This is a genomic window from Variovorax sp. 05L425, assembly GCF_056397705.1.
In genome coordinates this window covers 39,748-64,282 of sequence record NZ_JBFTNY010000011.1, presented here as the reverse complement: position 1 = coordinate 64,282, position 24,535 = coordinate 39,748, and the positions used below count along the sequence as shown (strand labels likewise).

Sequence of the window (24,535 nt, the reverse complement as noted above, 5' to 3'; positions counted from 1 at the left end):
TCAATCCGCCTGGCGCCGTTTCTTGTCGGACAGGGGCTTCTTCGCCTTGGCGCGCTTGATCGTGCCGCCAGGAGTGAGCCGCTGATTGCCAAGCACCCGCAGGGTCTTGATTTCAGGGCGTTGGCCGGCGCGTTTGCTGTATTTGATGACCTTGACGTCGCGCGGGCCGGGCATGCGGTCTTCGTCGATTTCACGTTCTCTCGGCGGAATGGGCCGCCAGAGGACGAGCAGCTTGCCGATGTGCTGGATCGGCGCAGCGCCCAACTCGTCGGCCAATGTCTGGAGCATGGCTTCGCGGGCGGTTCGGTCGTCGGAGAAGACGCGCACCTTGATCAGGCCGTGGGCCTTGAGCGCGGCGTCGGCTTCCTTCTTCACGGCTGGCGTCAGCCCGTCACCGCCGATCATGACGATCGGGTCCAGATGGTGCGCTTCGGAGCGGTGCACCTTGCGCTGCGCAGGGGTAAGTTGAATGGCGGGCATCCCCGTATTATCGAGTGTCAATGAATCCCAAACCGAAAGCCAAGAAGGTCAACAAAGCGTGGCTGCACGACCATGTGAATGACCCCTACGTCAAACTCGCCGCGCGAGAGGGCTACAGAGCTCGCGCGGCCTACAAATTGAAGGAAATCGACGAAAGCTTGAGCCTGATCAAACCTGGCCACCTGGTGGTCGATCTGGGCTCGACGCCGGGAGCCTGGAGCCAATATGTGCGGCGGCGGCTGTCGCCCGGCGGAGCGGCTGCGGGAGAACTTGCCGGCACCATCATCGCGCTCGACATCCTTCCGATGGAGCCGATCGAGGGAGTGACCTTCCTGCAGGGAGATTTCCGTGAGGCCGAGGTGCTGGAGCGGTTGTCCGAGGCGATGTCCGGACGGCTGGCGGATGTGGTCGTTTCCGATATGGCGCCGAATCTCTCCGGCATCGCGTCCGCTGACACCGCACGCATCGCGCACCTGATCGAACTTGCGATCGACTTCGCCCGTCACCACATGAAGCCTGAAGGAACGCTGGTCGCCAAGCTGTTTCACGGCAGCGGCTATAACGACCTGACGAAGCTTTTCAAGGACAACTTTCGCGTCGTAAAACCCTTTAAACCCAAGGCTTCGCGCGATAAGTCCGCGGAAACCTTCATGGTGGGCATCGGGCTCAAGGCCCTGGATACGAATTGATACCGCAGGCTGTTGTGGATGCCACCCCCTAAAACCGCTTGCCTCCTATGGCTGCTATAGGGAAATCAGCCTGTTTCGCAGGTTGAAAAGCCTAAAATAGCCGCCAATTGCGTGCCCACAGCGCGTTTTTAGTTTTTCAGCCACGCGCTTTCGACTGGAGCTTCGTTTGAACAATCAGTGGTTTTCCAAAGTTGCCGTATGGCTCGTCATTGCGATGGTGTTGTTCACTGTGTTCAAGCAGTTCGACACCCGCGGCGTTGCCGGCGCAGGCAACATCGGCTATTCGGACTTCCTCGAGGAGGTGCGCAATAACCGCATCAAGAGCGCCACGATCCAGGAAGGCCAAGGCGGCAGCGAGATCGTTGCGATCACCAATGACGACCGCAAGATCCGAACGACGGCCACCTATCTCGACCGGGGCCTGGTCGGCGACCTGATCGCCAACAACGTCAAGTTCGACGTCAAGCCGCGCGAAGAGGGCTCGCTCCTCATGACGCTGCTGGTGAGCTGGGGGCCGATGCTGCTCCTGATCGGCGTGTGGGTCTACTTCATGCGACAGATGCAGGGGGGCGGCAAAGGTGGCGCATTCAGCTTCGGCAAGAGCAAGGCGCGCATGCTGGACGAGAACAACAACCAGGTGACTTTCGCCGATGTCGCGGGCTGCGACGAGGCCAAGGAAGAGGTGAAGGAAGTCGTCGATTTCCTGAAGGACCCGGCCAAGTTCCAGAAGCTCGGCGGTCGCATCCCGCGTGGCCTGCTGCTGGTTGGCCCTCCGGGCACCGGCAAGACGCTGCTGGCAAAGAGCATCGCCGGTGAAGCCAAGGTTCCGTTCTTCTCGATTTCCGGTTCCGACTTCGTCGAAATGTTCGTCGGCGTGGGTGCTGCGCGTGTTCGCGACATGTTCGAGAACGCCAAGAAGAACGCCCCCTGCATCATCTTCATCGACGAAATCGATGCAGTCGGCCGCCAGCGTGGTGCTGGCTTGGGCGGCGGCAACGACGAACGAGAGCAGACCCTCAACCAGATGCTGGTCGAGATGGACGGCTTCGAGACCAACCTTGGTGTGATCGTCGTCGCCGCGACCAATCGTCCGGACATCCTCGACGCCGCGCTGCTGCGTCCGGGCCGCTTCGACCGTCAGGTCTATGTGACCTTGCCGGACATTCGGGGCCGCGAACAGATCCTCAACGTCCATATGCGCAAAGTGCCGTTGGGGCAGGACGTCAACCCAAGCATCATTGCGCGCGGCACGCCCGGCATGTCGGGTGCCGATCTGGCCAACCTCTGCAATKAAGCCGCGCTGATGGCCGCGCGCCGCAATGCGCGCGTGGTCGAGATGCAGGACTTCGAGAAGGCCAAGGACAAGATCTTCATGGGCCCCGAGCGCAAGAGCATGGTCATGCCCGAGGAAGAGCGCCGCAACACGGCCTATCACGAGTCCGGCCACGCGCTGATCGGCAAGCTCCTGCCCAAGTGCGACCCGGTGCACAAGGTCACCATCATCCCGCGCGGCCGTGCCCTCGGCGTGACGATGAGCCTGCCTGCGCAGGACCGCTACAGCTACGACCGCGAATACATGCTCAACCAGATCAGCATGCTGTTCGGTGGTCGTATTGCCGAAGAAGTCTTCATGCACCAGATGACGACGGGCGCCAGCAACGATTTCGAGCGAGCAACCCAAATCGCTCGCGACATGGTGATGCGCTACGGCATGACTGAATCGCTGGGTCCGATGGTCTATGCCGAGAACGAGGGCGAAGTGTTCCTCGGCCGCTCGGTCACCAAGACCACCAACATGAGCGAGTCGACCATGCAGAAGGTCGATGCCGAAGTTCGCCGCATCATCGACGAGCAGTACGCTCTGGCGCGTCGCTTGATCGAAGAGAACAGCGACAAGATGCACGCGATGGCGAAGGCGCTGCTCGAATGGGAAACCATCGACACGGAGCAACTCGACGACATCATGGCTGGTCGTGCGCCGCGTCCGCCCAAGGACTGGACGCCGCGCATTCCGCCGTCCGGCAGTGGCGGCGGCAGCGGCGGGACGCCGGCGGTGAATCCCGATCCGACGCCGACCGCGGCCTGAGCATGGCGCTTTGGCGATCAACGGGGCCTCTGGCCCCGTTTTTTCATGGAGCCGCGGAATGACAGCGATTTGGCGGACCTCGCGATTCGCGATCGATCTGACGCAGCCCAAGGTGATGGGCATCGTCAACGTCACGCCCGATTCTTTCTCCGATGGCGGCGCCCATGCGTCGGCCGATGCGGCGGTGCGTCACTGCGCGCAGCTGGTCGAGGAGGGCGTGGACATCCTGGACATCGGGGGCGAATCGACCCGTCCGGGCAGTCCTGCCGTCCCTCTCGATGCAGAGTTGGCGCGCGTCGTGCCCGTGGTGCGCGAAGCGGTGAAGCTCGGAGTGCCGATCTCTGTCGACACCTACAAGTCCGAGGTGATGCGTGTGGTGCTGGACCTCGGTGCGGATATCGTCAACGATGTCTGGGCGCTGCGGCGGCCCGGCGCGATGGGGGCTGTGGCGGCTCATCCGTCATGCGGTGTTTGCCTGATGCACATGCACCGCGATCCGCAGACCATGCAAGTCGCACCCATGAGCGGCGATGTCGTTCCTGCCGTGCATGCGTTCCTGGCCGAGCACGCCATGGCGCTGACGGCGCTGGGCGTTCAGGCCGACCGGATCGTGCTCGATCCGGGCATCGGCTTCGGCAAGACCGTCGCGCAGAATTTCGCCCTTCTGGGTCGTCAACGCGAACTGCTCGCCTCGGGTTGGCCCGTGCTCGCGGGCTGGTCTCGAAAATCGTCGCTGGGTGCCGTGACCGGCATCGAGGTGGCTGGCGAACGCCTGGTGCCCAGCGTGGCCGCTGCGGTGCTGGCGGTGGAGCAGGGGGCTTCGATCGTGCGCGTGCATGATGTGCGTGAAACCGTGGCGGCGCTGTCCGTCTGGCGCGCGATGAAGCAAGAACAACAAAGACAGGAAGTACAACGATGACAAGACAATATTTCGGCACCGACGGCATTCGAGGGACGGTCGGCCAAGCGCCCATCACGCCCGACTTCGTGTTGCGTCTGGCGCATGCCGTGGGGCGCGTGCTAAAGAAATCCGAGGCGCGGCCGACCGTGCTGATCGGCAAGGACACGCGCATCTCTGGATACATGCTCGAGTCGGCGCTCGAATCGGGCTTTAATTCGGCTGGCGTGGATGTCGTTCTGCTCGGCCCGCTGCCGACGCCGGGCGTGGCCTACCTGACGCGTGCGCAGCGCGCGAGCCTGGGTGTCGTGATCAGCGCGAGCCACAACGCCTATCCGGACAACGGCATCAAGTTCTTCAGTGCGCATGGCACCAAGCTCAGCGACGACTGGGAATTGGCCGTCGAGGCTGTGCTCGATGAGGCACCGGTCTGGGTGGATTCGAAAAATCTCGGCAAGGCGCGCCGGCTCAATGACGCGCCCGGGCGATACATCGAATTCTGCAAAAGTACGTTCGCCAACGATCTGACGCTGCGGAATCACAAGCTCGTGGTCGACGCGGCGCATGGCGCGGCCTACCAGGTGGCACCCGCCGTCTTCCACGAACTGGGTGCGGAAGTGACGAGCATCGGGTGCGCGCCTGACGGACTCAACATCAACAAGGGCTTCGGCGCGACGCATCCGCAGGCCCTGATCGACGCCGTGAAGGCGCAGGGTGCCGACTACGGCATTGCGCTCGATGGTGACGCGGATCGCCTGCAACTTGTCGATGCGAGCGGGCGGCTCTTCAACGGCGACGAACTGCTGTACCTGATGGTCATGGAGCGCATCGCGCGCGGCGAGAAGCCTGCTGGTGTGGTCGGCACGCTGATGACCAACAAGGCCGTCGAGGTAGGCCTGAAGGCTCAAGGGATTGAGTTCGTGCGAGCCCGCGTGGGCGACCGCTATGTGCTCGAGGAGCTCGACAAGCGCAACTGGCTGCTCGGCGGGGAAGGCTCCGGCCACCTGCTGGCCTTGGACCGCCACACCACGGGCGACGGCATCGTCAGCGCACTGCAGGTGCTTCAGGCTTGCGTGCGCAGCGGTCGCAGCGTGGCCGATCTGCTGGTCGGCGTGACGCTCTTTCCGCAAACCCTCATCAACGTGCGCCTGACCGAAGGTCAGGACTGGAAGGCCAACCGGACGCTCGCGGCCGAAACCGAGCGCGCCGAGGCTGAACTGGGCGACTCGGGCCGCGTGCTGATTCGGGCCAGTGGCACCGAGCCGCTACTGCGTGTGATGGTCGAGGCCAAGGACGCCGCGCAGGCCGAGGCTTGCGCCCGACGGCTGGTCGCAGCGGTCGAAGCGGGTTGAGGCTCGCCATGATTGACGTCTTGATGGCGGACTACCGCAATCCTGTGCACGCACGCGCCCTTGTCGACCTGCTCGACGCCTACGCGCGCGACGCCGCAGGAGGCGGCACGGCGCTTGCCTCCAGCGTACTTGCCGAATTGCCCGAAGCGTTGGCAGCACGGCCGCAAGCCTTCAGCGTGCTGGCCTACGACGGAGAGCAACCCGTCGGCCTCATCAATTGCATCGAGGGCTTTTCGACCTTCGCGTGCAAGCCGCTCGTGAACGTCCATGACGTCGTGGTCTTGGCCACGCATCGGGGGCAGCGGGTCGCCCAGCAGATGCTCACCCACGTGGAGGCCGAGGCGCGAACTCGGGGCGCGTGCAAGCTTACGCTGGAAGTGCTTTCGGGAAACCGGAGCGCGCTTCGGGCGTATGAGCGCGAAGGCTTTGCGAACTACCAACTCGACCCGGCCTTCGGCACCGCCGTCTTCCTGCAGAAGAAGCTTTGATCGGGACCGAGATCAATGGCCGGAGAAACCCGGCCCGTTGGTGAAACACCGCGGAACCGGCTTCGCCGGGCCGCTGGTGTTGCCCCCGGCAGGGGGTGGGCGTCCGACACGAAGTGCGGGCAACCTGGGGGCGAGCTTTAAAACCTCGTGACCGGCATTGCGTCGTCGGCCTTGCTGGGCGCGTACTTGCCCAGTTCCCACTTCGCGATGGCATTGCGGTGGACTTCGTCCGGGCCGTCCGCAAAACGCAGCGTGCGCGCGCCGGCGTAGGCATAGGCGAGCGGGAAGTCGTCGCACATGCCGCCGCCGCCGTGGACCTGCATGGCCCAATCGATGACCTGGCAGGCCATGTTCGGCGCCACCACCTTGATCATCGCGATTTCGGTCTTGGCGACCTTGTTGCCCGCAACGTCCATGAGCCATGCCGCCTTGAGCGTCAGCAGTCGCGCCATGTCGATCTTGCAGCGCGCTTCGGCGATGCGTTCCTGCGTCACGGTCTGCGATGCCACGGTCTTGCCGAAAGCCACGCGCGAGGAGGCGCGCTTGCACATCAGTTCCAAGGCGCGCTCGGCCAGGCCGATCAGGCGCATGCAATGGTGAATGCGTCCCGGGCCAAGGCGGCCTTGCGCGATCTCGAAGCCGCGGCCTTCACCCAGCAGGATGTTGCCGACGGGGACGCGAACATTCTCGAAGTACATCTCGACGTGGCCGTGCGGCGCGTCGTCGTAGCCCATGACATTGAGCGGCCGCACGATGCGAATGCCCTTGGCGTCGGCCGGCACGATGACCATGCTCTGCTGCGAGTGCTTCGGTGCATCGGGTTCCGTCTTGCCCATGGTGATGTAGACCGCGCAGCGCGGGTCTGCAGCGCCGGAAATCCACCACTTGTGGCCATTGATGACGTACTCGTCGCCCTGGCGCTCGATGCGGGTCGAGATGTTGGTGGCATCGCTGGATGCCACTTCGGGCTCGGTCATCGCGAACGCCGAGCGGATCTCGCCTTCGAGCAGCGGCTTGAGCCAGCGTGCCTTGATCTCATCGGAGCCGTAGCGCGCGATGGTCTCCATGTTGCCGGTGTCGGGTGCCGAGCAGTTGAAAGCCTCGCTCGCCCATGGCACTCGACCCATGATTTCGGCCAGGGGCGCGTATTCCTGGTTGGTCAGGCCCGCGCCTTCATAGCCCGATGCAGCGGCGCTGTCGACCGGCAGGAAGAGGTTCCACAGGCCCTGGGCCTTGGCCTTCGTCTTGACCTTCTCGACGGTGTTGAGCGCAGTCCAGCGCTTGCCGGCCGCCGTGTTGGCCGCCAGCTCCGCCGTGTACTCGGCTTCTGCCGGGTAGATGTGGTCTTCCATGAAGGCCGTGACGCGCCTCTGCAAGTCTTTGGTTTTGGCCGAGTATTCGAAGTCCATTTCGTCTCCTGGGTGGGTAAGGGTTCAGGCTTTCATCGCCGGGCTCATGCGCGCTGAGCGAATTGCCATGCCATTTCGGCCATCGGTCTCGCACCGCGGCCTGAGGCCACGGCTTGCTCGCTCGACGCGGTGCCGGCTTCGACCCGCTTGGCAATGCCTTGCAGGATCGCGGCCATGCGGAACAGGTTGTAGGCCTGGTAGAAGTTCCAGTCGGGTGCGAGTGCTTCGGGCGTCGTGATGCCGGTGCGGTCGCAGTATTTGCGGATGTATTCGCTCTCGGTCGGGATACCAAGGCTCTTGAGGTCGAGGCCGCCGATGCCGCGGAACGAGCCGGGCGGGATGTGCCACGACATGCAGTGGTAGCTGAAGTCGGCGAGCGGATGTCCGAGCGTGGAGAGTTCCCAGTCGAGCACCGCGATTGCGCGCGGCTCGGTGGCGTGGAACATCAGGTTGTCGAGGCGGTAATCGCCGTGGACGATCGATGTCATCTTCGCGTCGCGGGCGCTGGCCGGAATATGCGCCGGCAGCCATTCCATGAGCCGGTCCATTTCGGGGATCGGCTGCGTGATCGACGCGACGTACTGCTTGCTCCAGCGGCCGATCTGGCGTTCGAAGTAATTGCCGGGCTTGCCGTAGTCGGCCAAGCCACGTTCGGCGAACTTCACCGAATGCAGCGCAGCGATCACACGGTTCATCTCGTCGTAGATCGCGGCGCGTTCGGTGTTGCTCATGCCAGGCAGGGCCTGGTCCCACAGCACCCGGCCCGACATGAACTCCATGACGTAGAAGGCGCGGCCGATCACGGCTTCGTCTTCGCACAGGCAATACATGCGCGGCACCGGCACGTCGGTGCCTGCAAGGCCGCTCATGACCTTGAATTCGCGTTCGACGGCATGCGCGGACGGCAGCAGCTTGGCGACCGGACCCGGCTTTGCGCGCATCACGTAGCTTTGCGTAGGCGTGATGAGCTTGTAGGTCGGGTTGGACTGGCCGCCCTTGAACATCTCGACCGTGAGCGGACCCTTGAATCCGTCGAGGTTCTTTTCGAGCCAAGCGGTCAGCGCGTCGATGTCGACGAGGTGTTGCGGAGAGACGGCACGCGTGCCGACGAATTTGTCGAAGTCCTGGGTCATGTCTCTGATGTGAGGTGTTATTGGTCGTCGGCTTCCGAAATGCGCATCAGCGCGGAGCGGTCGAGCACCACCAGGCCGGCTGGTTCGATGCGGATCGCTTCCTCGCGCTCCATGGCCTTGAGTTCCTGATTGACCCGTTGACGCGACGCCCCGAGCAACTGTGCGAGTTCTTCCTGCGCGAGCTGCAGCCCGATCCGCATCTGGCTGCCGTCCTCGAGATTCGGCACGCCATAGCTGCGAACCAGATGAATGAGCTGCTTGGCGAGCCGTGCGCGCAAGGGCAGCGTATTGAGGTCCTCGACCAATCCGAACAACTGGCGAATGCGACGCGCCTGAAGCCGCATGAGCGCCTCGTAGAGTTCGACGTGGTTGGCCAGGATCTTCTGGAAGTCCGCGCGCGCCACGCAAAGGATCGTCGAGTCGCCATGCGCATAGGCATCGTGCGTGCGCCGGTCTCCGTCGAAGATCGCCACATCGCCGAACCAGATGCCCGGCTCCACGTAGGTCAGCGTGACCTGCTTGCCCGACACGGCGGTCGAACTCACGCGCACCGCTCCCTTCGCGCAGGCGATCCACTGCTCGGGCGGATCGCCGCGAGCCGCAATCAGGTCGCCGTCCTTGTAGCGTTTGACGAATGCACATCGGAGGATGTCGTGGCGCAGTGAAGGGGAAAGGGAAGAAAACCAGCGACCACCGTTGATCGCTTCTCGTTCTTCGATGGTAAGAATGGGGTCGTCCATGGACTGTCCTGTCGGTGACTGAAAGGGCTGGGGTTGTCGCGAGAGCGACCCCCACTATTCGTAGCGTGGCGTCTGTTTGCCGAGGAAGGCGGCAATGCCGATACCCGCGTTCGGGTGATGAAGGTTGCGGACGAAGTGATCACGTTCCTGCGACAAGTGAGAAACGAGTGTCGAGCCGCGCGCCTCGCCGAGCAGTTCCTTGATGCTTGCCATCGAGTTCGGCGCGCGCGCGTTGAGCTTTGCGGCAAGCGCGAGCGCACCCGACAGTGCCTGGCCGTTTTCTGTGATCTCGTTGACGAGTCCGAGCGCATGCAGGCGCGACGCATCGAGGCGCTCGCCCAGCATGAGCCACTCGCTGGCCAGTTGTCGGGGCAGCGCCCGGCCGAGGTGCCAGCTCAGGCCGCCATCGGGCGAGAGCGCGACATTGCTGTACGACGCCGCGAACACTGCGTCACGCGCCGAAACGACCAAGTCGCAGGCCAGCGCCAGCGAAAAGCCGGCACCTGCAGCGGCCCCTTCGACCGCGGCGATGACGGGCTTGGGAAAGGTGCGGATCGTGTCGATCCATGTGTGCAGCGCCTCGATGCTTTCGGCCTGCACCGAGGGATCGAGCGCCCGATTGTTCTGGAGCCGTTGCAGCGATCCACCGGCGCAGAACCATTTGCCTTCGCCGACGAAGACGACGCTTCGGATCTCGTTGCTGTTCTCGGCGCCGTTGAGCGCCTCGATACCGGCCGCGTACATCTCGGGCCCGAGTGCATTGCGCTGCGATGGGTTGGAAAGCGTCAGCACCATCGTGCTGCCTTCTGTGGTGCTCTTGAGTTCTGCTGTCATGGCTGTCTCTTGCGTCTCTGTCTCTTACTCTTCTTGATGGGTGAGGCTCAGGCCGAGCGCGCCGCGTCGGCGCAGCCATGGACTGGGGCGGTAGCGCGGGTCGCCATACACGGTCTGTAGATTGAACAGGACCTCCAGAATGTTGGTGGGGCCGTACAGATCCCCCATGGCCAACGGACCCTGGGGATAGCCAAGTCCGAGCCGTACAGCCAAGTCGAGGTCCGCCGGCGTGCAGACCCCTTGCTGACACATGTCGCAGGCGATGTTCACGATGGTCGCGACCACGCGTTGCGTGACAAAGCCGCCACTGTCGCGGATCACGCTCACTGCCTTGCCGTCGCGCGCGAACAGTGCATGGGCCGCGTCGCGCATGTCGCGCCGCGTGGCGGGGTTGGTCGCGAGCACCCGGCGCTTGGTCGCGGCGTCGTCCGCCATCATGTCGATGCCGACGGTACGGGTGGCGTCGAGCCGTTCGACCGCCGCCACTGTCGTGACATCGAAGCCGAGCGGTGCAACCAGGATCAAAGCGGAGGGCGAGGGCGTTGCGCCGCTCTCGAGTTGCGCGCCGAGCGCATGCACGAGCCTCAGCAATTCGGGGCGCCGGGCCGCGCGAGGCGACACCCAGACCGCTGGCACGGTATCGACTGTGGGCGTGGCTGGCTCCGGGACTTGTTGCATGGCGCCATCGGCGTAGCGATAGAAGCCTTCGCCCGTCTTGCGGCCCAGTGCGCCGGCGGCCAGCCGCTGCGCGGTGATCACGCTCGGGCGGTAGCGCGGTTCATCGTAGTACTGGCGGTAGATCGACTCCATCACCGGATGGGAGACGTCGAGCGCCGTCAGATCGAGCAACTCGAATGGGCCGAGGCGGAAGCCAGCCTGGTCCTTGAGGATGCGGTCGATCGTCGCGAAGTCCGCGACGCCTTCGCCCGCGATGCGCAGCGCCTCGGTGCCGTAGCCGCGGCCCGCATGGTTGACGATGAAGCCGGGCGTGTCCTTCGCCTGCACCGCGCTGTGACCCATCTGCGTGGCGTAGCCTGAGAGCCGGCGGCAGACTTCCGGGTCCGTCTTGAAGCCGGCCACGACCTCCACGACCTTCATCAGCGGGACGGGGTTGAAGAAATGGAAGCCGGCCATGCGCTCGGGATGCTTCAGCGCGGCGGCAATCGAAGTGACGGACAGCGACGATGTATTCGTGACCAGCGTTGCCGAGGGAGCGACGATGGTTTCGAGTTCGACAAACAAACGTCGCTTGACCTCCAGGTCTTCGACGACTGCCTCGATCACCAGATCGCAGTTGGCAAGGTCCTGCATCGAGTCGACGGCAAACACGCGGCTCGACAACGCATCGCGCTGCGCAGCATCCAGCTTGCCTTTTTCATGCTGCTTTTGCCATTGGGCAAGGATGGCGTCGCGACCGCGAATCGCGGCGCCTTCAAAGCTGTCCAGCAGCAATACCTTGCTGCCGGCCTGTGCCGCGATCTGGGCAATGCCTCGACCCATGGCGCCTGCGCCGATCACGGCGGTGTTGGAAAAGTTCACAGTCATTTGATAATTGTCTCTCCGTGAGTCGGGGTCCCTGACCCACATGTCAGAATGTGTCAACTTTTGATTGCTTCTTGAAGCCCATTTTGCGATTCCCACGTCTTGCGGCGAGCCTGCTTTTTTTCGGGTTCGCCCTCGAATCATCCGCCTTGACGATCGGTCGGCCCCAAGGGGCTGTCTGGATCGGCAAGCCGATGGACGTGGTAATCCCGCTTTCGCTCGATACCGCTGAAGCCGGAGGGTCGCTTTGCCTCGGTGCCGATGTCTTGCAAGGGGACACACCCATGCTGGACCGTCGAGTGACTGTATCCCTGGAATCGGGTGGCAGCCCAGGCAATTCCAACATGCGGGTACGTTCGACAGTGCCCGTGGAAGAACCCGTCGTCACGGTGACCGTCCGCGCGGGTTGCGACATGAAGTCGACCCGGAGCTATGTGCTGCTTGCGGATGTGCCTTCCGATGTCACGCCGCCCGGCGTGGCCTTTGCAGGTGCGCGCCCCTCATCGGAAGTGATGCCTCCGACCAGACCTTCCGCACGCACAGTGTCGCGCGCCGCGGGCTCCGGTGGGGCATCCGGCATCAATGGCGCGTCGGTCGCGACGGCGAGGCGCGCCGCGCCTCCGGGCGATCCCACGTCCGAGGGCGATCCAGGTGCGCAGCCGCCACGGAGAACGCCTCCTGCCGCCGCGCCGCGTCGCGCTGCAGCCGTACAGGCGCCGGTTGCTTCTCGCGCTCCGACTATCGCGCAGGCGGCGCCTGTCCAAACGCCAAAGGCCGATCCTGTAGCGACAGGGCCGCGGCTTCGGGTCGAGGCACTGGAGCCGGAGCCCGCCAAGGATGCCGGTCTCAAGTCCACGACCCAATTGACCCTGCCGCCCGTCGAGGATCCCGCCCGGCGCGCTGCGGCCGCCGCGCTCTGGGGTGCACTGGATCCTGCAGCCGAGCAGGCAAAGCGCGAGGCCCAGCGTACGAAAGAGCTGGATGCCGCCCTGGTCGCCTTACGACAGCAGACCGCGCAGAACCAGCGCGCGTTGGCCGAACTGCGGACCGAGCTGGCGCAGGCGCGCGAAAGCCAGTACCGAAATCCGCTGATCTACGCGCTGATTGCTGCTTTGCTTCTGGCGCTCATCGGCATCTTGCTGCTGTGGCGCACGACGCGGAGGGCCGCTGCGCCTGCATGGTGGGGCGAGTCGGAACTGAAGGAGCGCGGCGCTGGACGCAAGCGTGTTCAGCGGCACGGTGGGCTGCTGGACGACGATGAGAATGCGGATTCCGAACCGGACGGGCCGCCCCGAAAACGAAGCCTCGGTGTGTCGACGTTTGGTGCAAAGCCGTTCGCTTCGTCGGAAGACGATGACAGATACGGCGAGCCTGCGCATCCGCCGCGCGCCCTGGACGCCACGCCCGCGCGACCCGTCAATACCGAAGAGCTGTTCGACGTGCAGCAGCAGTCGGACTTCTTTCTCTCCCTCGGCCAGCATGACCAGGCCATCGCGGTCCTGCGAGAGCACATTGCCGCCAATCCCGGCACAAGCGCGCTGGCCTACCTTGACCTCCTGCGGATCTACCATTCGCTCGGGCGCGAGGAGGACTACACGCGCGTCGCCGAAGAGTTCGAGCGGGCATTCAACGCAGATGTGCCTGCATTCGAGAAATTCACCGACGCGGGCAAAGGCCTGGAGCACTATCGCAGCGCCCTGGCACGCATCGAATCGCAATGGCCTGCGCCGAGCACGCTGGCGTTGATCGAAGAGCTGATATTCCGCAAGCCCGGTGTCCATGAGGACGGTGCCTTCGATCTTGCGGCGTACCAGGAGCTTCTGCTGCTGTATTCGCTCGCGAAGGAAGTGATCGAGCCGGACGTCGTGCCGCCGTCCCTGGCCACGCCGCAAGCATTCGCCGATACCTATGGGCACGAAGGCGAGCCGACGGCGACTGCGCTGCTCGGTCCCGAAACGGAGCCTCCTGTCATGAAGGAAGGTCCTGTCTTGCCGCCTTCGATCTACGGGTCGATCGACGACCGGCTGCACCATGACACGGTATTGGTCCCGGATGCACCGCCGACGCTGCCGGCAGAGGTCGAAACGCCGGCGCCGCCGGCCGAGAGACCTCCGCTCGAAATGGATTTCGCCGAATTCGACAAGACGGCCTACGAAACGATGCCAACGCCGCTCGAAAAACCCAAGCCGCCGCCCGCGCCCTCGACCGACCCTCACGTCATCGACTTCGAACTCTTCGACCCGAGCACCGAGGCGGAGATCGCCCCGCGGCCGATCAAGCGCTGAATACCGGGGCGCGACGCTGCGCCCTTTCGACGGTGACGCTGAGCGCCATGGCAACGAGCATCGTCGCGAACCCAACCCAATTCATCCAGGCGGCTGCCTCGTTGGCGAGGAGCCAGCCTCCGGCCGCGGCGCCGATGGCCTGTCCGATGTAGATCCCAGAGCTGTTCAGTGCAACCGAGCCCGGCGCCAGCGAAGGAGCGAGCGATACCAGTCGCGCCTGTTGCGCTGAGTTGGTCGCAAAGCAGCCCAGTCCCCACGGTGTCAGCAAGAGTGCCAGCCACGCGAGCGTGACGCCAAGCGGCCAGAGCAGCAAGCTCAGCGCGATCAAGGCCGTCGTGAACAAGACCATGCGAGGTGCTCCCACGCGATCGATGTACCGGCTTACAACCACGTTGCCCACGACGCCGCAAGCGCCGAACCAGGCCCACACGAGGCCCAGTTCCGTGGCATTCGCACCCAACTGCTGCTTGAGCACCGGCGCGAAGTAGCTGAACAGCACAAATTGCCCGGAGCCCTGCAGGGCGGTCACGCACACCACGCCCATCAGCAATGGGCTCTTGAGCACCCGGCCCCAGGATTCGCGCGACAGCGCGGCGGGCCGGATTCCGGAGGGCAGCTGGCGCCAGATCCAGACAGCACTCACGACCGACAACAGCGCGATCAGCATGAATGCCGCCCGCCATCCGAAGTGGCCCCCGATCAGCGCGCCGATCGGAAGGCCCAGCACGGACGCCATGGACCATCCAAGAAAGACGAAGGTGACGGCGCGCCCACGTTCCTCGGCCGGCACCAGCAGGCCTACGCAGGCCGCTGCTTGCGGCGTGAAGATGGCCGGCGACACCACCGTCAACATCCGGACGAAGAGCAGTCCGCTGAAATTCGGCATCAGCGTTGCAACCAGGTGCCCGCAGGCGTACCACAGCATCGTGCAGGTCAGCAGCACACGGCGGTCCCAGCCCGCGACCACGGCGGCAAGCAACGGGGCTCCGAGGCACATCACGACCGCTGCTGCGGTGATCAACTGACCTGCCGTTGCAGCACTGACCTGCAGTGACCCACTGAGTTCGTTGAGCGTGCCGGGCACGACCATCACGCCCGTACCGATCACGAAATTGCCGGCCAGCAGGGCCCATAGGGCGGCTGGCGGCGCAGGTTGTCTCAACGGCGGACCTGCAGCGCGCCGGGATTCACGATATTGGTCGGATTGCCCTTGATGAAGCTGACGACGTTGTCGAAGGCCTGCCCGAAATACAGTTCGTAGCTGTCTTGCTCGACATAGCCGATGTGCGGGGTGCAGATGCAGTTTTCGAGCCGGAGCAGGGCGTGGCCTTGCAGCGGTGGTTCGCTCTCGAAGACGTCGATGGCGGCCAAACCGGGCCGACCACGATTGAGGGCGGCAAGGAGGGCGTCCTGCTCCACAAGTTCTGCGCGCGAGGTGTTCACGAACAAGGCTGTCGGCTTCATGCGCGAGAGGTCTTCGAGCGTCACGAGGCCGCGGGTCTCTTCCGTCAGCCTCAGGTGGACCGACAACACATCGGCTGCGGCGAAGAAGGTCTCACGGTCCGGCGCCACCTGGAAACCATCGGACCGTGCCTTCGCGCAGCTTTGCTCGCGGCCCCAGATCACCACCTGCATGCCAAAGGCCTGGCCATAGCGCGCGACCAGTTGCCCGATGCGGCCGTATCCCCAGATACAGAGGGTCTTGCCCTTGAGCACCGAGCCCAGCCCGAAATTCGACGGCATCGACGCCGACTTGAGGCCCGACTGCTGCCAGGCGCCATGCTTCAGGTTGCTGATGTATTGAGGCAACCGGCGCATGGCGGCCATGATCAGCGCCCACGTCAGTTCGGCTGGCGCCAGTGGCGAGCCTGTGCCTTCGGCCACGGCGATGCCAAACTCCGAACAGGCGTTCACGTCGATGTGACTCCCGGCCCGGCCCGTCTGGGAAATGAGCCTGAGCTTGGGCAGCTTTTCGATCAGCTGCCTGGAAATCTGGGTGCGCTCGCGGATCAACACGATCACTTCGGCGTCCTTGAGGCGCACCGAGAGCTGACCAATGCCCTTGACCGTGTTGGTGTAGACCTTGGCAGCATAGGCGTCGAGCTTGGCAGCGCACTGCAGCTTGCGCACCGCGTCCTGGTAGTCGTCGAGGATCACAATGTTCATGGCGTGCCATTGTGCCTCGCACCACAGGCATGCTGTGTCGGCGCGTTGCTCAGCCTTCGCTCATCTCGAACAATTTTGCGGCGCTACCGGGGGGCCGTCGTCGCCGTGGGTCGAGACGAGCGCCTCGGACCACGGTCTTGCGCTTTCAATGCAAGTGGGCGCGATGAGCCGACGCATCGGCCGCTTCAAGTGCAACCAGCCTGTCGAGCTCGGCGCATACGTCGGCCATGCGACCTGAAATCACGACGCGGCTCGGATGCCGACCGGGTTGCTGAGCATCGACCATGCGCACGACACGCAGCGGCCGCGCGGCGGCAGGCGCATCGGCCCGGGTTGCCGGGCTCTGGCGCGACCCGCAACTCGGGCGAACACCCACATACCGCAGGCCCGACGTGCTGATGTGGCCTGAACGGCGTGATGGCATCCACCGGTTGGCCAATGTCTGCAAAGGCGTGATCAGGTCGACGATGCTAAGAAGAGCGATTCCCATGTGAACTCCAGAAAGGTCAGAGATTGAACACAGGCAGGATTGCTTTCATCGGCCTCGACAGGGTGATGGCTCTATGCCATACGCCCGCCACCTGTCGCGGCCGTCAATGAGGCGAAAGCGGTTGCAACCGTGTTCGCTTGCCAGAGTGGGCTACATCAGCATCGTGTTGCGGATCAGCCCGACGGCGAGGCCTTCGATTTCGAAGGGCTCGCCGGGCTGGACGATGATGGTCGGGTAGTCGGGGTTTTCGGCGTGAAGCTCGATGACCTGTTTGTTGCGCTTGAGCCGCTTGACCGTGACCTCATCGCCCAGGCGGGCGACCACGATCTGGCCATTGCGGGCCTCCTTGGTGGCCTGGACCGCGAGCAGGTCGCCATCCATGATGCCGGCGTCGCGCATGGACATGCCTCGCACCTTGAGCAGGTAGTCGGGCTGGCGCTGGAACAGCGTGTTTTCGACGTAGTAGGTTTGATCGACGTGTTCCTGCGCCAGGATCGGCGAACCGGCCGCCACGCGGCCGATCAGCGGGAGAGCGAGTTGCGCCATGCCGAGCAGGGACAGTGAAAACTGATTGTTTCGAGATTCATTGAGCGCGCGCAACGCATCGCCCTTGAGGCGAATACCACGCGAAGTGCCGCTCACGAGCTCGATCACGCCCTTGCGCGCCAGCGCCTGGAGGTGCTCTTCCGCGGCATTGGCAGACTTGAAGCCCAGCTCTGTGGCGATCTCGGCACGCGTGGGTGGCGCTCCGGTGCGCGCGATGGCGCTTTGGATCAAGTCCAGAATCTGCTGCTGACGGGCGGTAAGCTTGACTGCAAACTGCATGGTGGCTCCTCAGGGAACTGGCTGAATATCCAGTACCTGTATTTTTAACCAGTTTTCGGTGGTTGGCAAGCAATGGACGAAATCAATCAAGGCGACAAGCGCAAGGTCATCGTGCTTGGCACGGGCGGGACGATTGCAGGCCGTGCCAAGTCCTCTGATGACAACATTGGCTACACCGCCGGCCAGGTCGGCGTGGAGGAATTGCTGGGCGGCATCGATGCGCCGCCTGGTGTCGTCCTGTTGGCGGAGCAGGTCGCCCAGGTCGACAGCAAGGACATGAGCTTCGCCATCTGGCAGAAGCTGGCACTGCGGTGCGCGCACTGGCTGGCTCAGCCCGACGTGGCGGGTCTCGTCATCACGCACGGGACCGATACGCTGGAAGAGACGGCGTTCTTTCTTCATTCGGTTCTGGCACCCTCGAAGCCAGTGGTGCTCACGTGTGCGATGCGTCCCGCCACGGCGCTGGCGCCCGATGGGCCACAGAACGTGCGGGATGCCATCGTCGTTGCCGCGACACCGGGCGCGAGCGGCGTCGTGGTCGTGTGCGCGGGGACGTTGCACAGTGCGGTCGAAGTCCAGAAAGTGCATACCTACAGGCTGGACGCCTTCGACTCCGGCGATGCCGGACCGCTGGGTTATGTCGAGGAAGGGAGCGTCCGGGTCTTGAGGAACTGGCCGTCTGCCACGTCCGCCACACAGCATGTCTTCGATCGGGTCGCTTCTGCCGGGGAGTGGCCACGCGTCGAGATTCTCTTGAGTCACGCCGAGGCACGCGGCAGCATCGTCGATGCGCTGCTGCGAGAGCGCGAATCGGGCTCCGCTGAACCGCTACAAGGTCTTGTGCTGGCCGCGACCGGAAACGGAACTTTGCATCACGCGCTGGAGGCCGCAGCGTTGCGGGCTCAGGCGGCAGGGGTGGCTGTGGTTCGTGCGACGCGTTGTTCCCAAGGGCACATCTTGCCGAGGCAGGACGAGCTTCTTCGAGATGCGGGCGCGCTGACACCGGTCAAGGCGCGCGTCGAACTCATGCTGGAACTGCTGGCCGGTCGGCCAGCAGACCGATGATCAGCTGGTCAATGCCGCAAGCGCGCGCAGAGTGATGTCGTCAACCGTTCCGACGCCGCTGATCGAACGGTACTTGGGCGCAGCGGCCGGTTCGGACTTGGACCACTGGGAGTAGTAGTCGACCAGCGGCCGCGTCTGCTGGCTGTAAACCTCGAGTCGCTTGCGAACGGTCTCTTCCTTATCGTCTTCGCGCTGGATCAGGTCTTCGCCCGTCAGGTCGTCTTTGCCTTCGACCTTCGGCGGATTGAACTTCACGTGATAGGTGCGCCCGGACGCCGGATGTGAACGACGACCGCTCATGCGTTCAACGATGTCGGAGAAGGGGACGTCGATTTCAAGCACGTAGTCGAGCTTGACGCCGGCCGAACGCATCGCCTCGGCCTGGGGGATGGTGCGCGGAAAGCCGTCGAACAGGAATCCTTGCGTGCAATCCGGCTGCGCGATGCGTTCCTTGACGAGGTTGATGATCAGGTCATCGCTCACCAGGGCGCCCGATGCCATGATCGACTGCGCTTGCAGGCCGAGCGGCGTACCGGCCTTGACAGCGGCGCGCAACATGTCGCCGGTCGAGATTTGGGGGATTCCGTACTTCTGGCAAATGAAGGCCGCTTGCGTGCCTTTGCCCGCCCCGGGGGCGCCCAACAATATCAGTCTCATGGTGTCCTCGGAAGGTTCTTTGAATTTGTGTCGCGCCATGCGGCCCTCAAGGGAATTCGCAGGCGGAGATGGCGTCGAGGATAGCACGCGCTACCCGACCGCCCGAAGTCAGTCGGCGGCGAGAAGGGCGCGAACGCGCGCCAGATCTTCCGGCGTATCGATCCCCGGACCCGGGGCATCCGAGGTGATGTGGACCGCGATCCTGTAGCCATGCCAAAGGGCTCGAAGCTGTTCGAGCGCTTCGGTGGCTTCGACAGGCGCCGGCGGAAGTCCGGGAAACTGCCGGACGAAGCTGGCGCGATAGCCGTAGATTCCGATGTGCCGCAGCGCAGGCGGAGCGGTCGGCAGCGCCTTCGGACCATGGGCCGCGAAGCCGTCGCGCCACCAGGGGATCGGCGCACGGCTGAAGTAGAGCGCGTATCCCTTGGCATCGAGAACCGTCTTGACGACGTTGGGATTGGCGAATTCTTCAGGTGAATCGATGGCATGTGCCGCGGTGCTCATGGCCGCGTCGGGATGATCTGCCAAGGCTTGCGCGACTGCGTCGATCAAGGCCGGCTCGATCAATGGTTCGTCGCCTTGTACGTTCACGACGATGGCGTCGTCTGCAAGGCCGAGTTGCGTGCAGGCCTCGGAGAGGCGATCACTTCCGCTGGCGTGATCGGTGCGAGTCAGGAGCGCCTGCACCCCGTGCGCCTCGCATGCGGCAATGATGCGGGGATCGTCTCCCGCCACCACGACACGCTCGGCCCCCGATGCCGCCGCACGCTGGGCGACGCGCACGACCATCGGCAGTCCGGCGATATCGGCCAGGGGCTTGTCAGGCAAGCGGGTCGAGGCGAGCCGCGCAGGGATCAGAACGACGAACGCAGTATTCAATTCAAAGGCCCAGCTCTTCGTCGGAAAGTGTCCGCGCTTCCGTTTCGAGCAGCACCGGAATGCCGTCCCGCACGGGGTACGCAAGTCGGGCGCTGCGCGAGACCAGTTCCTGCTTTTCGGCGTTCCAGGTGAGCGGCCCCTTGGTCACGGGGCAGACGAGCAGTTCAAGCAGCTTGGTGTCCATCGACGGATGATAGCTTTGCGTCGAGCGCTGCGAAGAAGGCATCTTCCGGTTCGAAAACGAGGGGCACGGCCAGTGCGTCGGGCGATTGGCGCCAGAGTTTCACGGCGTCCTTTTCGGTGCAGACCAGCGTTTGGCCGTCGGCCATGGGTGCATTCCAGTTGTGGAAGTCGTGATGGTCCGGAAGCGCGACGCACTGCTCAAGGCGCAAGCCGCGTCGACGCAGCATGTCGAAGAAGGCTTCGGGCTTTGCGATGGCCGCAACGGCGACCAATGCGCGACCAGCCAGATCGCCAAGCGGAATCGTTGTTCCGTCTTTTCGAACGGCATGGTCGGTCAGCGCGCGTCGGGCAGTGAAGCCGGCGAACGCCGGTCGCTCGCCGGTGTGCAGGATGACATCGCAAGGCCGCGGCCATCTTTCGCGCAACGGACCGGCCGGGAGCAGCCACCCGTTTCCCACGCCGCGGTCATCGAAGACGCAGATCTCGACGTCGCGTGCCATGGCGAGGTGCTGCAGGCCGTCGTCACTGACAACGACCTTGGTGGCCGGATAGCGGGCGAGGAGCGCGCGGCCGGCGTCGACGCGCCGCCGCGCGACAAAGACCGGTGCCTGGGTCGAGCGGCGTATGAGCGCCGGTTCGTCGCCCACGTCGCGAGGGTCACTGTCGTCGAGCACCTCCCGGCAGTCGTCGGTGACCCTGCCATAGCCGCGCGACACCACGCCGGCTTTGATGCCGCGTGCTTCAAGATGCCGGACGATCGCCATGACGACCGGCGTCTTGCCCGAACCGCCGGCGATGACGTTGCCGACGACCACGACCGGAACGCCGACGCGTTCGGTGCGAAGAAGCCCGAATCGGTATAGAGAGCGTCGAAGTGCCGTCAACGCGCCATAGACCTGCGACAGTGGCCACAGCAGCCGAGCCAGCGCGCCGCGTTGCAGCCAGGCCTGCTGCAACGATGCCAAGGCTATCGCCCCGCCTGCGCGGCCGACTGTGTTGCGAAGGTGATCTGCATGAGGCCCGCGCGACGCGCTGCCTCCATGACGGTGATCACGGACTGGTGTGTCGCGCTGGCGTCGGCGCTGATGATCACGACGTTGTCAGTGGCGCCACCGGCGGCAGCGGCCAGCGCCGACGTGACAGCCTCGACGCTGCGATCCGGTAGAACGGTCTTGTTGATCGAATAGCGTCCGTCGGCCGAGACCGCAACGATCAGTTCCTTCGGATAGTCGCGCTGTGCTTCCGCGTCCGCCACCGGAAGGCGCAACTGCATTTCGGTGAACTTGCTGTAGGTGGTCGACAGCATCAGGAAGATCAACACGACCAGCAGGACGTCGATGAACGGGATCAGGTTGATCTCGGGTTCGTCGCGCGAGCCGTGGCGAAAGTGCATTCTCATCGGCGCAGCGTGTTCAGATGGCGTGCGAAGCGCTCGCCCGAGAGTTCGAGATTCAGCAGGTATTCGTCCACCCGGCTGCGAAAGTAGCGCCAGAAAATGAGCGCCGGAATCGCGATCATGAGCCCGAACGCGGTGTTGTAGAGGGCAATTGAAATGCCGTGCGCAAGTTGCGCCGGATTTCCGGACCCGACCGCACCGCTGGAAACGGACTGCGCACCAAAGATCTCGATCATCCCGATCACCGTGCCGAGCAGACCGAGCAAGGGCGCGGCCGATGCAATCGTCGCGAGGGCCGGCAGGTATCGTTCGAGTCGATGGGCGACGACGCGCCCGGCCGCTTCCATCGAGACGCGCAAATCGTCCTCGCTCGACGTCGGATTGCTGTTGAGCGCGCGGAAGCCCGCGGCCAGCACTTCGCCGAGGCCCGAGTTCTTTTCGAGCTTCGTCACCACATCGGGGCCGGGAATCGAACTGCGCGACACCGCAATGGCTTCATCGAGCAACTTGGGAGGCAAAACCTTGGAGGTCTTCAGGCTGGCGAATCTCTCGATGACGAGTGCCAAACCGATAACCGAACAAGCGAGCAACGGCCAGATCGGCCAACCCGCAGCAACTATGATGGAAAACAAATATTCCTCCAGCCCATGGACTGCAAATGCGCGGCGATTATCCACCTTGCCGACGCGTATTTCGGCGACGTCTTTCATGTAGGCGACGACGCACAGAATCTGTGGATAACTTTGTGACTAACACGCTGAGCAAGTTGTCCGGACCCGCGCCAGATGGGCTTTCCCTTAGATCGAGCGATATTTGAGCAGCACTTTTCTCAATGAAATCAATGCCTTGCACGAGAACATGCGCCTGTGGTGTGCATGGAGGGTCGAGCAGGGCCCCGGCACTCCCGGTTGTGGAAGATTCGCACCTTGTCACGCGGATGCGTCATGAACGAACGTGAGCAAACACCTGCGTCGGGCGCGCGCATCTGGGCGGTCGGCGCACTTTGTCGGGCGGTCGCCGATGCCCTGGATGCGCGCTTCAATCCGGTCGCGGTTCGCGGGGAAGTCTCAGGTTTCTCGCGCGCGGCCAGCGGGCACTGCTACTTCTCCCTGAAGGATGAAGCCGGCCAACTGCGTTGCGCGATGTTCCGACGTGCGGCGAGCTTGCTGGATTTCTCGCCGCGCGACGGCGACCAGGTCGAAGTGCGTGGCCGGCTGACAGTCTACGAGCCGCGTGGCGATCTTCAACTCGTGGTCGAGAGCTTGCGCCGGGCAGGGCAGGGTGCGCTGTTCGAACAGTTTCTCCAGCGCAAGGCGAAACTGGAGGCCGAAGGCCTCTTCGATCCGTCGCGCAAGCGACCATTGCCAACGCTGCCGCGCGCCATTGGGTTGGTCACCTCGCTGGGTGCTGCAGCGCTCCACGATGTCGCCACGGCACTGCGCCGTCGCGTGCCGCAGATCCCGGTGGTGCTGGCGCCTGCGGCGGTGCAGGGCGCGGGTGCGCCCGCCGAACTGGTGCGATCGCTGCAGGCGCTGTACGCCTTGGAGCCCCGGGTCGATGTCATCCTTCTGGTGCGGGGAGGTGGCTCTATCGAGGACCTGTGGGCCTTCAATGATGAATCGCTCGCGCGCACCATCGTGCAGAGTCCGGTTCCGGTGATCAGCGGCGTCGGCCATGAAACCGACTTCACGATCGCCGATTTTTGCGCCGACGTGCGTGCCCCCACGCCGACCGCCGCCGCCGAAATGGTCGCCGCTCCGCGCGACATGTGGCTCGACGCGCTCGAACTGCTGGAAGAGCGATTGCGCGAAGCGATCCTGATGAGGGTCGACGCGTCGAGCCAGCGCCTCGACTTGGCAGCCGGGCGGCTCGGTCGCCCGTCGGCACTGGTGGGTCGTCAGCGATTGCGCCTCGCGCACCATGCGCAGCGGCTGCACTTTGCCGTGTTGTCGCGGACGGAACGGCTTGCCCAGGCTCAACAAGCGTTGCAGGTCGAACTGCCGTCGAGGTTTCGAGCAGTGCTCGGCCGGCACCACGAGCGTCTCGACCGCGCGGAACTGCGACTTCAATTGCTCGATCCGGCGCTGGTGCTTCAACGTGGTTATGCGTGGATCACCAATGCACAGGGAAACGCTGTCACGAGCGTCCTGGGCCTTTCGCCCGGCGAGGACGTCCGGGCGCAACTGGCCGACGGCTCGGCCGAATTGACGGTGTTGAAGACGGAAATGAAAGGAAGGCGTCCGACGTCGGGTGTCTGATTTCCTTTCTAGAATCGGCCATCCCACAACCAACCCGAGAGCTAAAACATGGAACACGTTCTTCCTCCCCTGCCATACCCGATGGACGCGCTCGCGCCCGAGTACTCCAAGGAAACTCTCGAGTACCACTATGGCAAGCACCACAACGCTTACGTCGTGAATCTGAACAACCTGCAAAAGGGCACGGAGTTCGAGAACATGACGCTTGAGGAAATCGTCAAGAAGTCCAGCGGCGGCATCTACAACAATGCGGCCCAGATCTGGAACCACACCTTTTTCTGGAACTGCATGAAGCCCGCCGGCGGCGGCGAGCCGACGGGGGCACTCGCCAAGGCCATCGATGCCAAGTGGGGCAACTATGCAGCCTTCAAGGAAGCATTCGTCAAATCGGCCGTGGGCAACTTCGGTTCCGGCTGGACGTGGCTGGTGAAGAAGGCCGACGGCTCGGTGGACATCGTCAATATGGGAGCCGCCGGCACGCCGCTGACGACCGCCGACAAGGCGCTCTTGACGGTCGACGTCTGGGAGCACGCCTACTACATCGACTACCGCAACCTGCGTCCCAAGTACGTCGAGACCTTCCTCGCGAAGCTGGTGAACTGGGATTTCGCGGCGAAGAACTTCGGTTGATCCGATCTTCCGCAGCAACAAAAAGCCGACCTGGGGTCGGCTTTTTGTTT

General features: G+C 64.0%; 25 protein-coding genes. 9 read left to right on the top strand and 16 right to left on the bottom strand.

The features are described from left to right. Positions 1-480 (bottom strand): YhbY family RNA-binding protein, encoded by a 480-nt coding sequence (locus tag AC1DN9_RS14405; protein ID WP_478101242.1) that lies wholly within the window; start codon positions 478-480, stop codon positions 1-3. Positions 481-500: 20 nt separating this feature from the next. Between AC1DN9_RS14405 and AC1DN9_RS14400 the strand changes: the two genes are divergently transcribed. From AC1DN9_RS14400 to AC1DN9_RS14380, 5 genes are all read left to right on the top strand, one after another. Continuing rightward, positions 501-1,169 carry an RlmE family RNA methyltransferase gene (locus AC1DN9_RS14400; protein WP_478101240.1) on the top strand — a complete coding sequence of 223 codons (669 nt, stop codon included), beginning with the start codon at positions 501-503 and terminating at the stop codon, positions 1,167-1,169. 166 nt (positions 1,170-1,335) lie between these two features. Continuing rightward, positions 1,336-3,255 carry an ATP-dependent zinc metalloprotease FtsH gene (gene ftsH, locus AC1DN9_RS14395; protein ID WP_478101238.1) on the top strand — a complete coding sequence of 640 codons (1,920 nt, stop codon included), beginning with the start codon at positions 1,336-1,338 and terminating at the stop codon, positions 3,253-3,255. Positions 3,256-3,313: 58 nt separating this feature from the next. Further along, positions 3,314-4,174, top strand: coding sequence for a dihydropteroate synthase (gene folP / locus AC1DN9_RS14390; RefSeq protein WP_478101236.1), 861 nt, complete (start codon positions 3,314-3,316; stop codon positions 4,172-4,174). Continuing rightward, positions 4,171-5,505 (top strand): phosphoglucosamine mutase, encoded by a 1,335-nt coding sequence (glmM, locus tag AC1DN9_RS14385; protein WP_478101234.1) that lies wholly within the window; start codon positions 4,171-4,173, stop codon positions 5,503-5,505. The genes folP and glmM overlap by 4 nt, the downstream gene beginning before the upstream one ends. 8 nt (positions 5,506-5,513) lie before the next feature. Next, a complete protein-coding gene (locus AC1DN9_RS14380) occupies positions 5,514-5,993 on the top strand; it encodes a GNAT family N-acetyltransferase (protein WP_478101232.1) in 480 nt (159 codons plus the stop codon). A 137-nt stretch (positions 5,994-6,130) separates the two neighbouring features. On the opposite strand, the gene AC1DN9_RS14375 is transcribed toward AC1DN9_RS14380, so the two are convergent. From AC1DN9_RS14375 to AC1DN9_RS14355, 5 genes are read right to left on the bottom strand one after another with little or no spacing between them, the layout of a single operon-like run. Beyond that, the gene (locus tag AC1DN9_RS14375) at positions 6,131-7,402 is read right to left on the bottom strand and encodes an acyl-CoA dehydrogenase family protein (protein ID WP_478101230.1); all 1,272 of its coding nucleotides are present in this window, start codon (positions 7,400-7,402) and stop codon (positions 6,131-6,133) included. Between the two features lie 44 nt (positions 7,403-7,446). Then, positions 7,447-8,535, bottom strand: a complete 1,089-nt coding sequence (locus tag AC1DN9_RS14370) for a phosphotransferase (RefSeq protein ID WP_478101228.1) — start codon at positions 8,533-8,535, stop codon at positions 7,447-7,449. 17 nt (positions 8,536-8,552) lie between these two features. Further along, positions 8,553-9,275: a Crp/Fnr family transcriptional regulator gene (locus tag AC1DN9_RS14365; protein WP_478101226.1), complete on the bottom strand. Its 723-nt coding sequence runs from the start codon at positions 9,273-9,275 to the stop codon at positions 8,553-8,555. A 54-nt stretch (positions 9,276-9,329) separates the two neighbouring features. Beyond that, complete coding sequence (locus tag AC1DN9_RS14360) at positions 9,330-10,109, bottom strand: oxepin-CoA hydrolase, alternative type (protein ID WP_478101224.1); 780 nt, start codon at positions 10,107-10,109, stop codon at positions 9,330-9,332. Between the two features lie 24 nt (positions 10,110-10,133). Next, the gene (locus tag AC1DN9_RS14355; protein ID WP_478101222.1) at positions 10,134-11,654 is read right to left on the bottom strand and encodes a 3-hydroxyacyl-CoA dehydrogenase; all 1,521 of its coding nucleotides are present in this window, start codon (positions 11,652-11,654) and stop codon (positions 10,134-10,136) included. Positions 11,655-12,019: 365 nt separating this feature from the next. On the opposite strand from AC1DN9_RS14355, the gene AC1DN9_RS14350 reads away from it, so the two are divergent. Beyond that, complete coding sequence (locus AC1DN9_RS14350) at positions 12,020-13,936, top strand: tetratricopeptide repeat protein (protein WP_478101220.1); 1,917 nt, start codon at positions 12,020-12,022, stop codon at positions 13,934-13,936. Here AC1DN9_RS14350 and AC1DN9_RS14345 read toward each other — a convergent pair. The 4 genes from AC1DN9_RS14345 to lexA form a co-directional block, all read right to left on the bottom strand. Next, positions 13,926-15,098, bottom strand: coding sequence for an MFS transporter (locus AC1DN9_RS14345; protein WP_478101218.1), 1,173 nt, complete (start codon positions 15,096-15,098; stop codon positions 13,926-13,928). The two genes, AC1DN9_RS14350 and AC1DN9_RS14345, sit on opposite strands and share 11 nt — an antisense overlap. Next, a complete protein-coding gene (locus AC1DN9_RS14340; RefSeq protein WP_478101216.1) occupies positions 15,095-16,102 on the bottom strand; it encodes a D-2-hydroxyacid dehydrogenase family protein in 1,008 nt (335 codons plus the stop codon). The genes AC1DN9_RS14345 and AC1DN9_RS14340 overlap by 4 nt, the downstream gene beginning before the upstream one ends. A gap of 145 nt (positions 16,103-16,247) precedes the next feature. Beyond that, entirely contained in the window at positions 16,248-16,592 is a 345-nt protein-coding gene (locus tag AC1DN9_RS14335) for a hypothetical protein (protein ID WP_478101214.1), read from the bottom strand. Positions 16,593-16,742: 150 nt separating this feature from the next. Next, positions 16,743-17,417, bottom strand: a complete 675-nt coding sequence (gene lexA, locus AC1DN9_RS14330; RefSeq protein ID WP_478101212.1) for a transcriptional repressor LexA — start codon at positions 17,415-17,417, stop codon at positions 16,743-16,745. Positions 17,418-17,489: 72 nt separating this feature from the next. Here lexA and AC1DN9_RS14325 point away from each other — a divergent pair, with 72 nt between their 5' ends. Beyond that, complete coding sequence (locus tag AC1DN9_RS14325; protein WP_478101210.1) at positions 17,490-18,482, top strand: asparaginase; 993 nt, start codon at positions 17,490-17,492, stop codon at positions 18,480-18,482. On the opposite strand, the gene adk is transcribed toward AC1DN9_RS14325, so the two are convergent. The 6 genes from adk to AC1DN9_RS14295 all read right to left on the bottom strand — a co-directional run bounded on the left by adk (position 18,483) and on the right by AC1DN9_RS14295 (position 22,229). Beyond that, positions 18,483-19,139, bottom strand: coding sequence for an adenylate kinase (adk, locus tag AC1DN9_RS14320; protein WP_478101209.1), 657 nt, complete (start codon positions 19,137-19,139; stop codon positions 18,483-18,485). Positions 19,140-19,247: 108 nt separating this feature from the next. Then, on the bottom strand, positions 19,248-20,018 hold the full coding sequence (gene kdsB, locus AC1DN9_RS14315; RefSeq protein ID WP_478101207.1) for a 3-deoxy-manno-octulosonate cytidylyltransferase: 771 nt from the start codon (positions 20,016-20,018) through the stop codon (positions 19,248-19,250). 1 nt (position 20,019) lies between these two features. Further along, positions 20,020-20,202, bottom strand: a complete 183-nt coding sequence (locus AC1DN9_RS14310; RefSeq protein ID WP_478101205.1) for a Trm112 family protein — start codon at positions 20,200-20,202, stop codon at positions 20,020-20,022. Continuing rightward, positions 20,183-21,172, bottom strand: coding sequence for a tetraacyldisaccharide 4'-kinase (gene lpxK, locus AC1DN9_RS14305; protein WP_478101411.1), 990 nt, complete (start codon positions 21,170-21,172; stop codon positions 20,183-20,185). Before lpxK ends, AC1DN9_RS14310 begins: the two co-directional genes overlap by 20 nt. After that, entirely contained in the window at positions 21,169-21,594 is a 426-nt protein-coding gene (locus AC1DN9_RS14300) for an ExbD/TolR family protein (protein WP_478101409.1), read from the bottom strand. Before AC1DN9_RS14300 ends, lpxK begins: the two co-directional genes overlap by 4 nt. Before the next feature lie 2 nt (positions 21,595-21,596). Beyond that, positions 21,597-22,229: a MotA/TolQ/ExbB proton channel family protein gene (locus AC1DN9_RS14295; protein ID WP_478101407.1), complete on the bottom strand. Its 633-nt coding sequence runs from the start codon at positions 22,227-22,229 to the stop codon at positions 21,597-21,599. A 312-nt stretch (positions 22,230-22,541) separates the two neighbouring features. On the opposite strand from AC1DN9_RS14295, the gene xseA reads away from it, so the two are divergent. Together xseA and AC1DN9_RS14285 are read left to right on the top strand one after the other, a co-directional pair. Further along, positions 22,542-23,855: an exodeoxyribonuclease VII large subunit gene (xseA, locus tag AC1DN9_RS14290; RefSeq protein ID WP_478101203.1), complete on the top strand. Its 1,314-nt coding sequence runs from the start codon at positions 22,542-22,544 to the stop codon at positions 23,853-23,855. Positions 23,856-23,903: 48 nt separating this feature from the next. Further along, positions 23,904-24,485: a superoxide dismutase gene (locus AC1DN9_RS14285; protein ID WP_478101201.1), complete on the top strand. Its 582-nt coding sequence runs from the start codon at positions 23,904-23,906 to the stop codon at positions 24,483-24,485. The last annotated feature ends 50 nt before the right edge of the window (positions 24,486-24,535 follow it).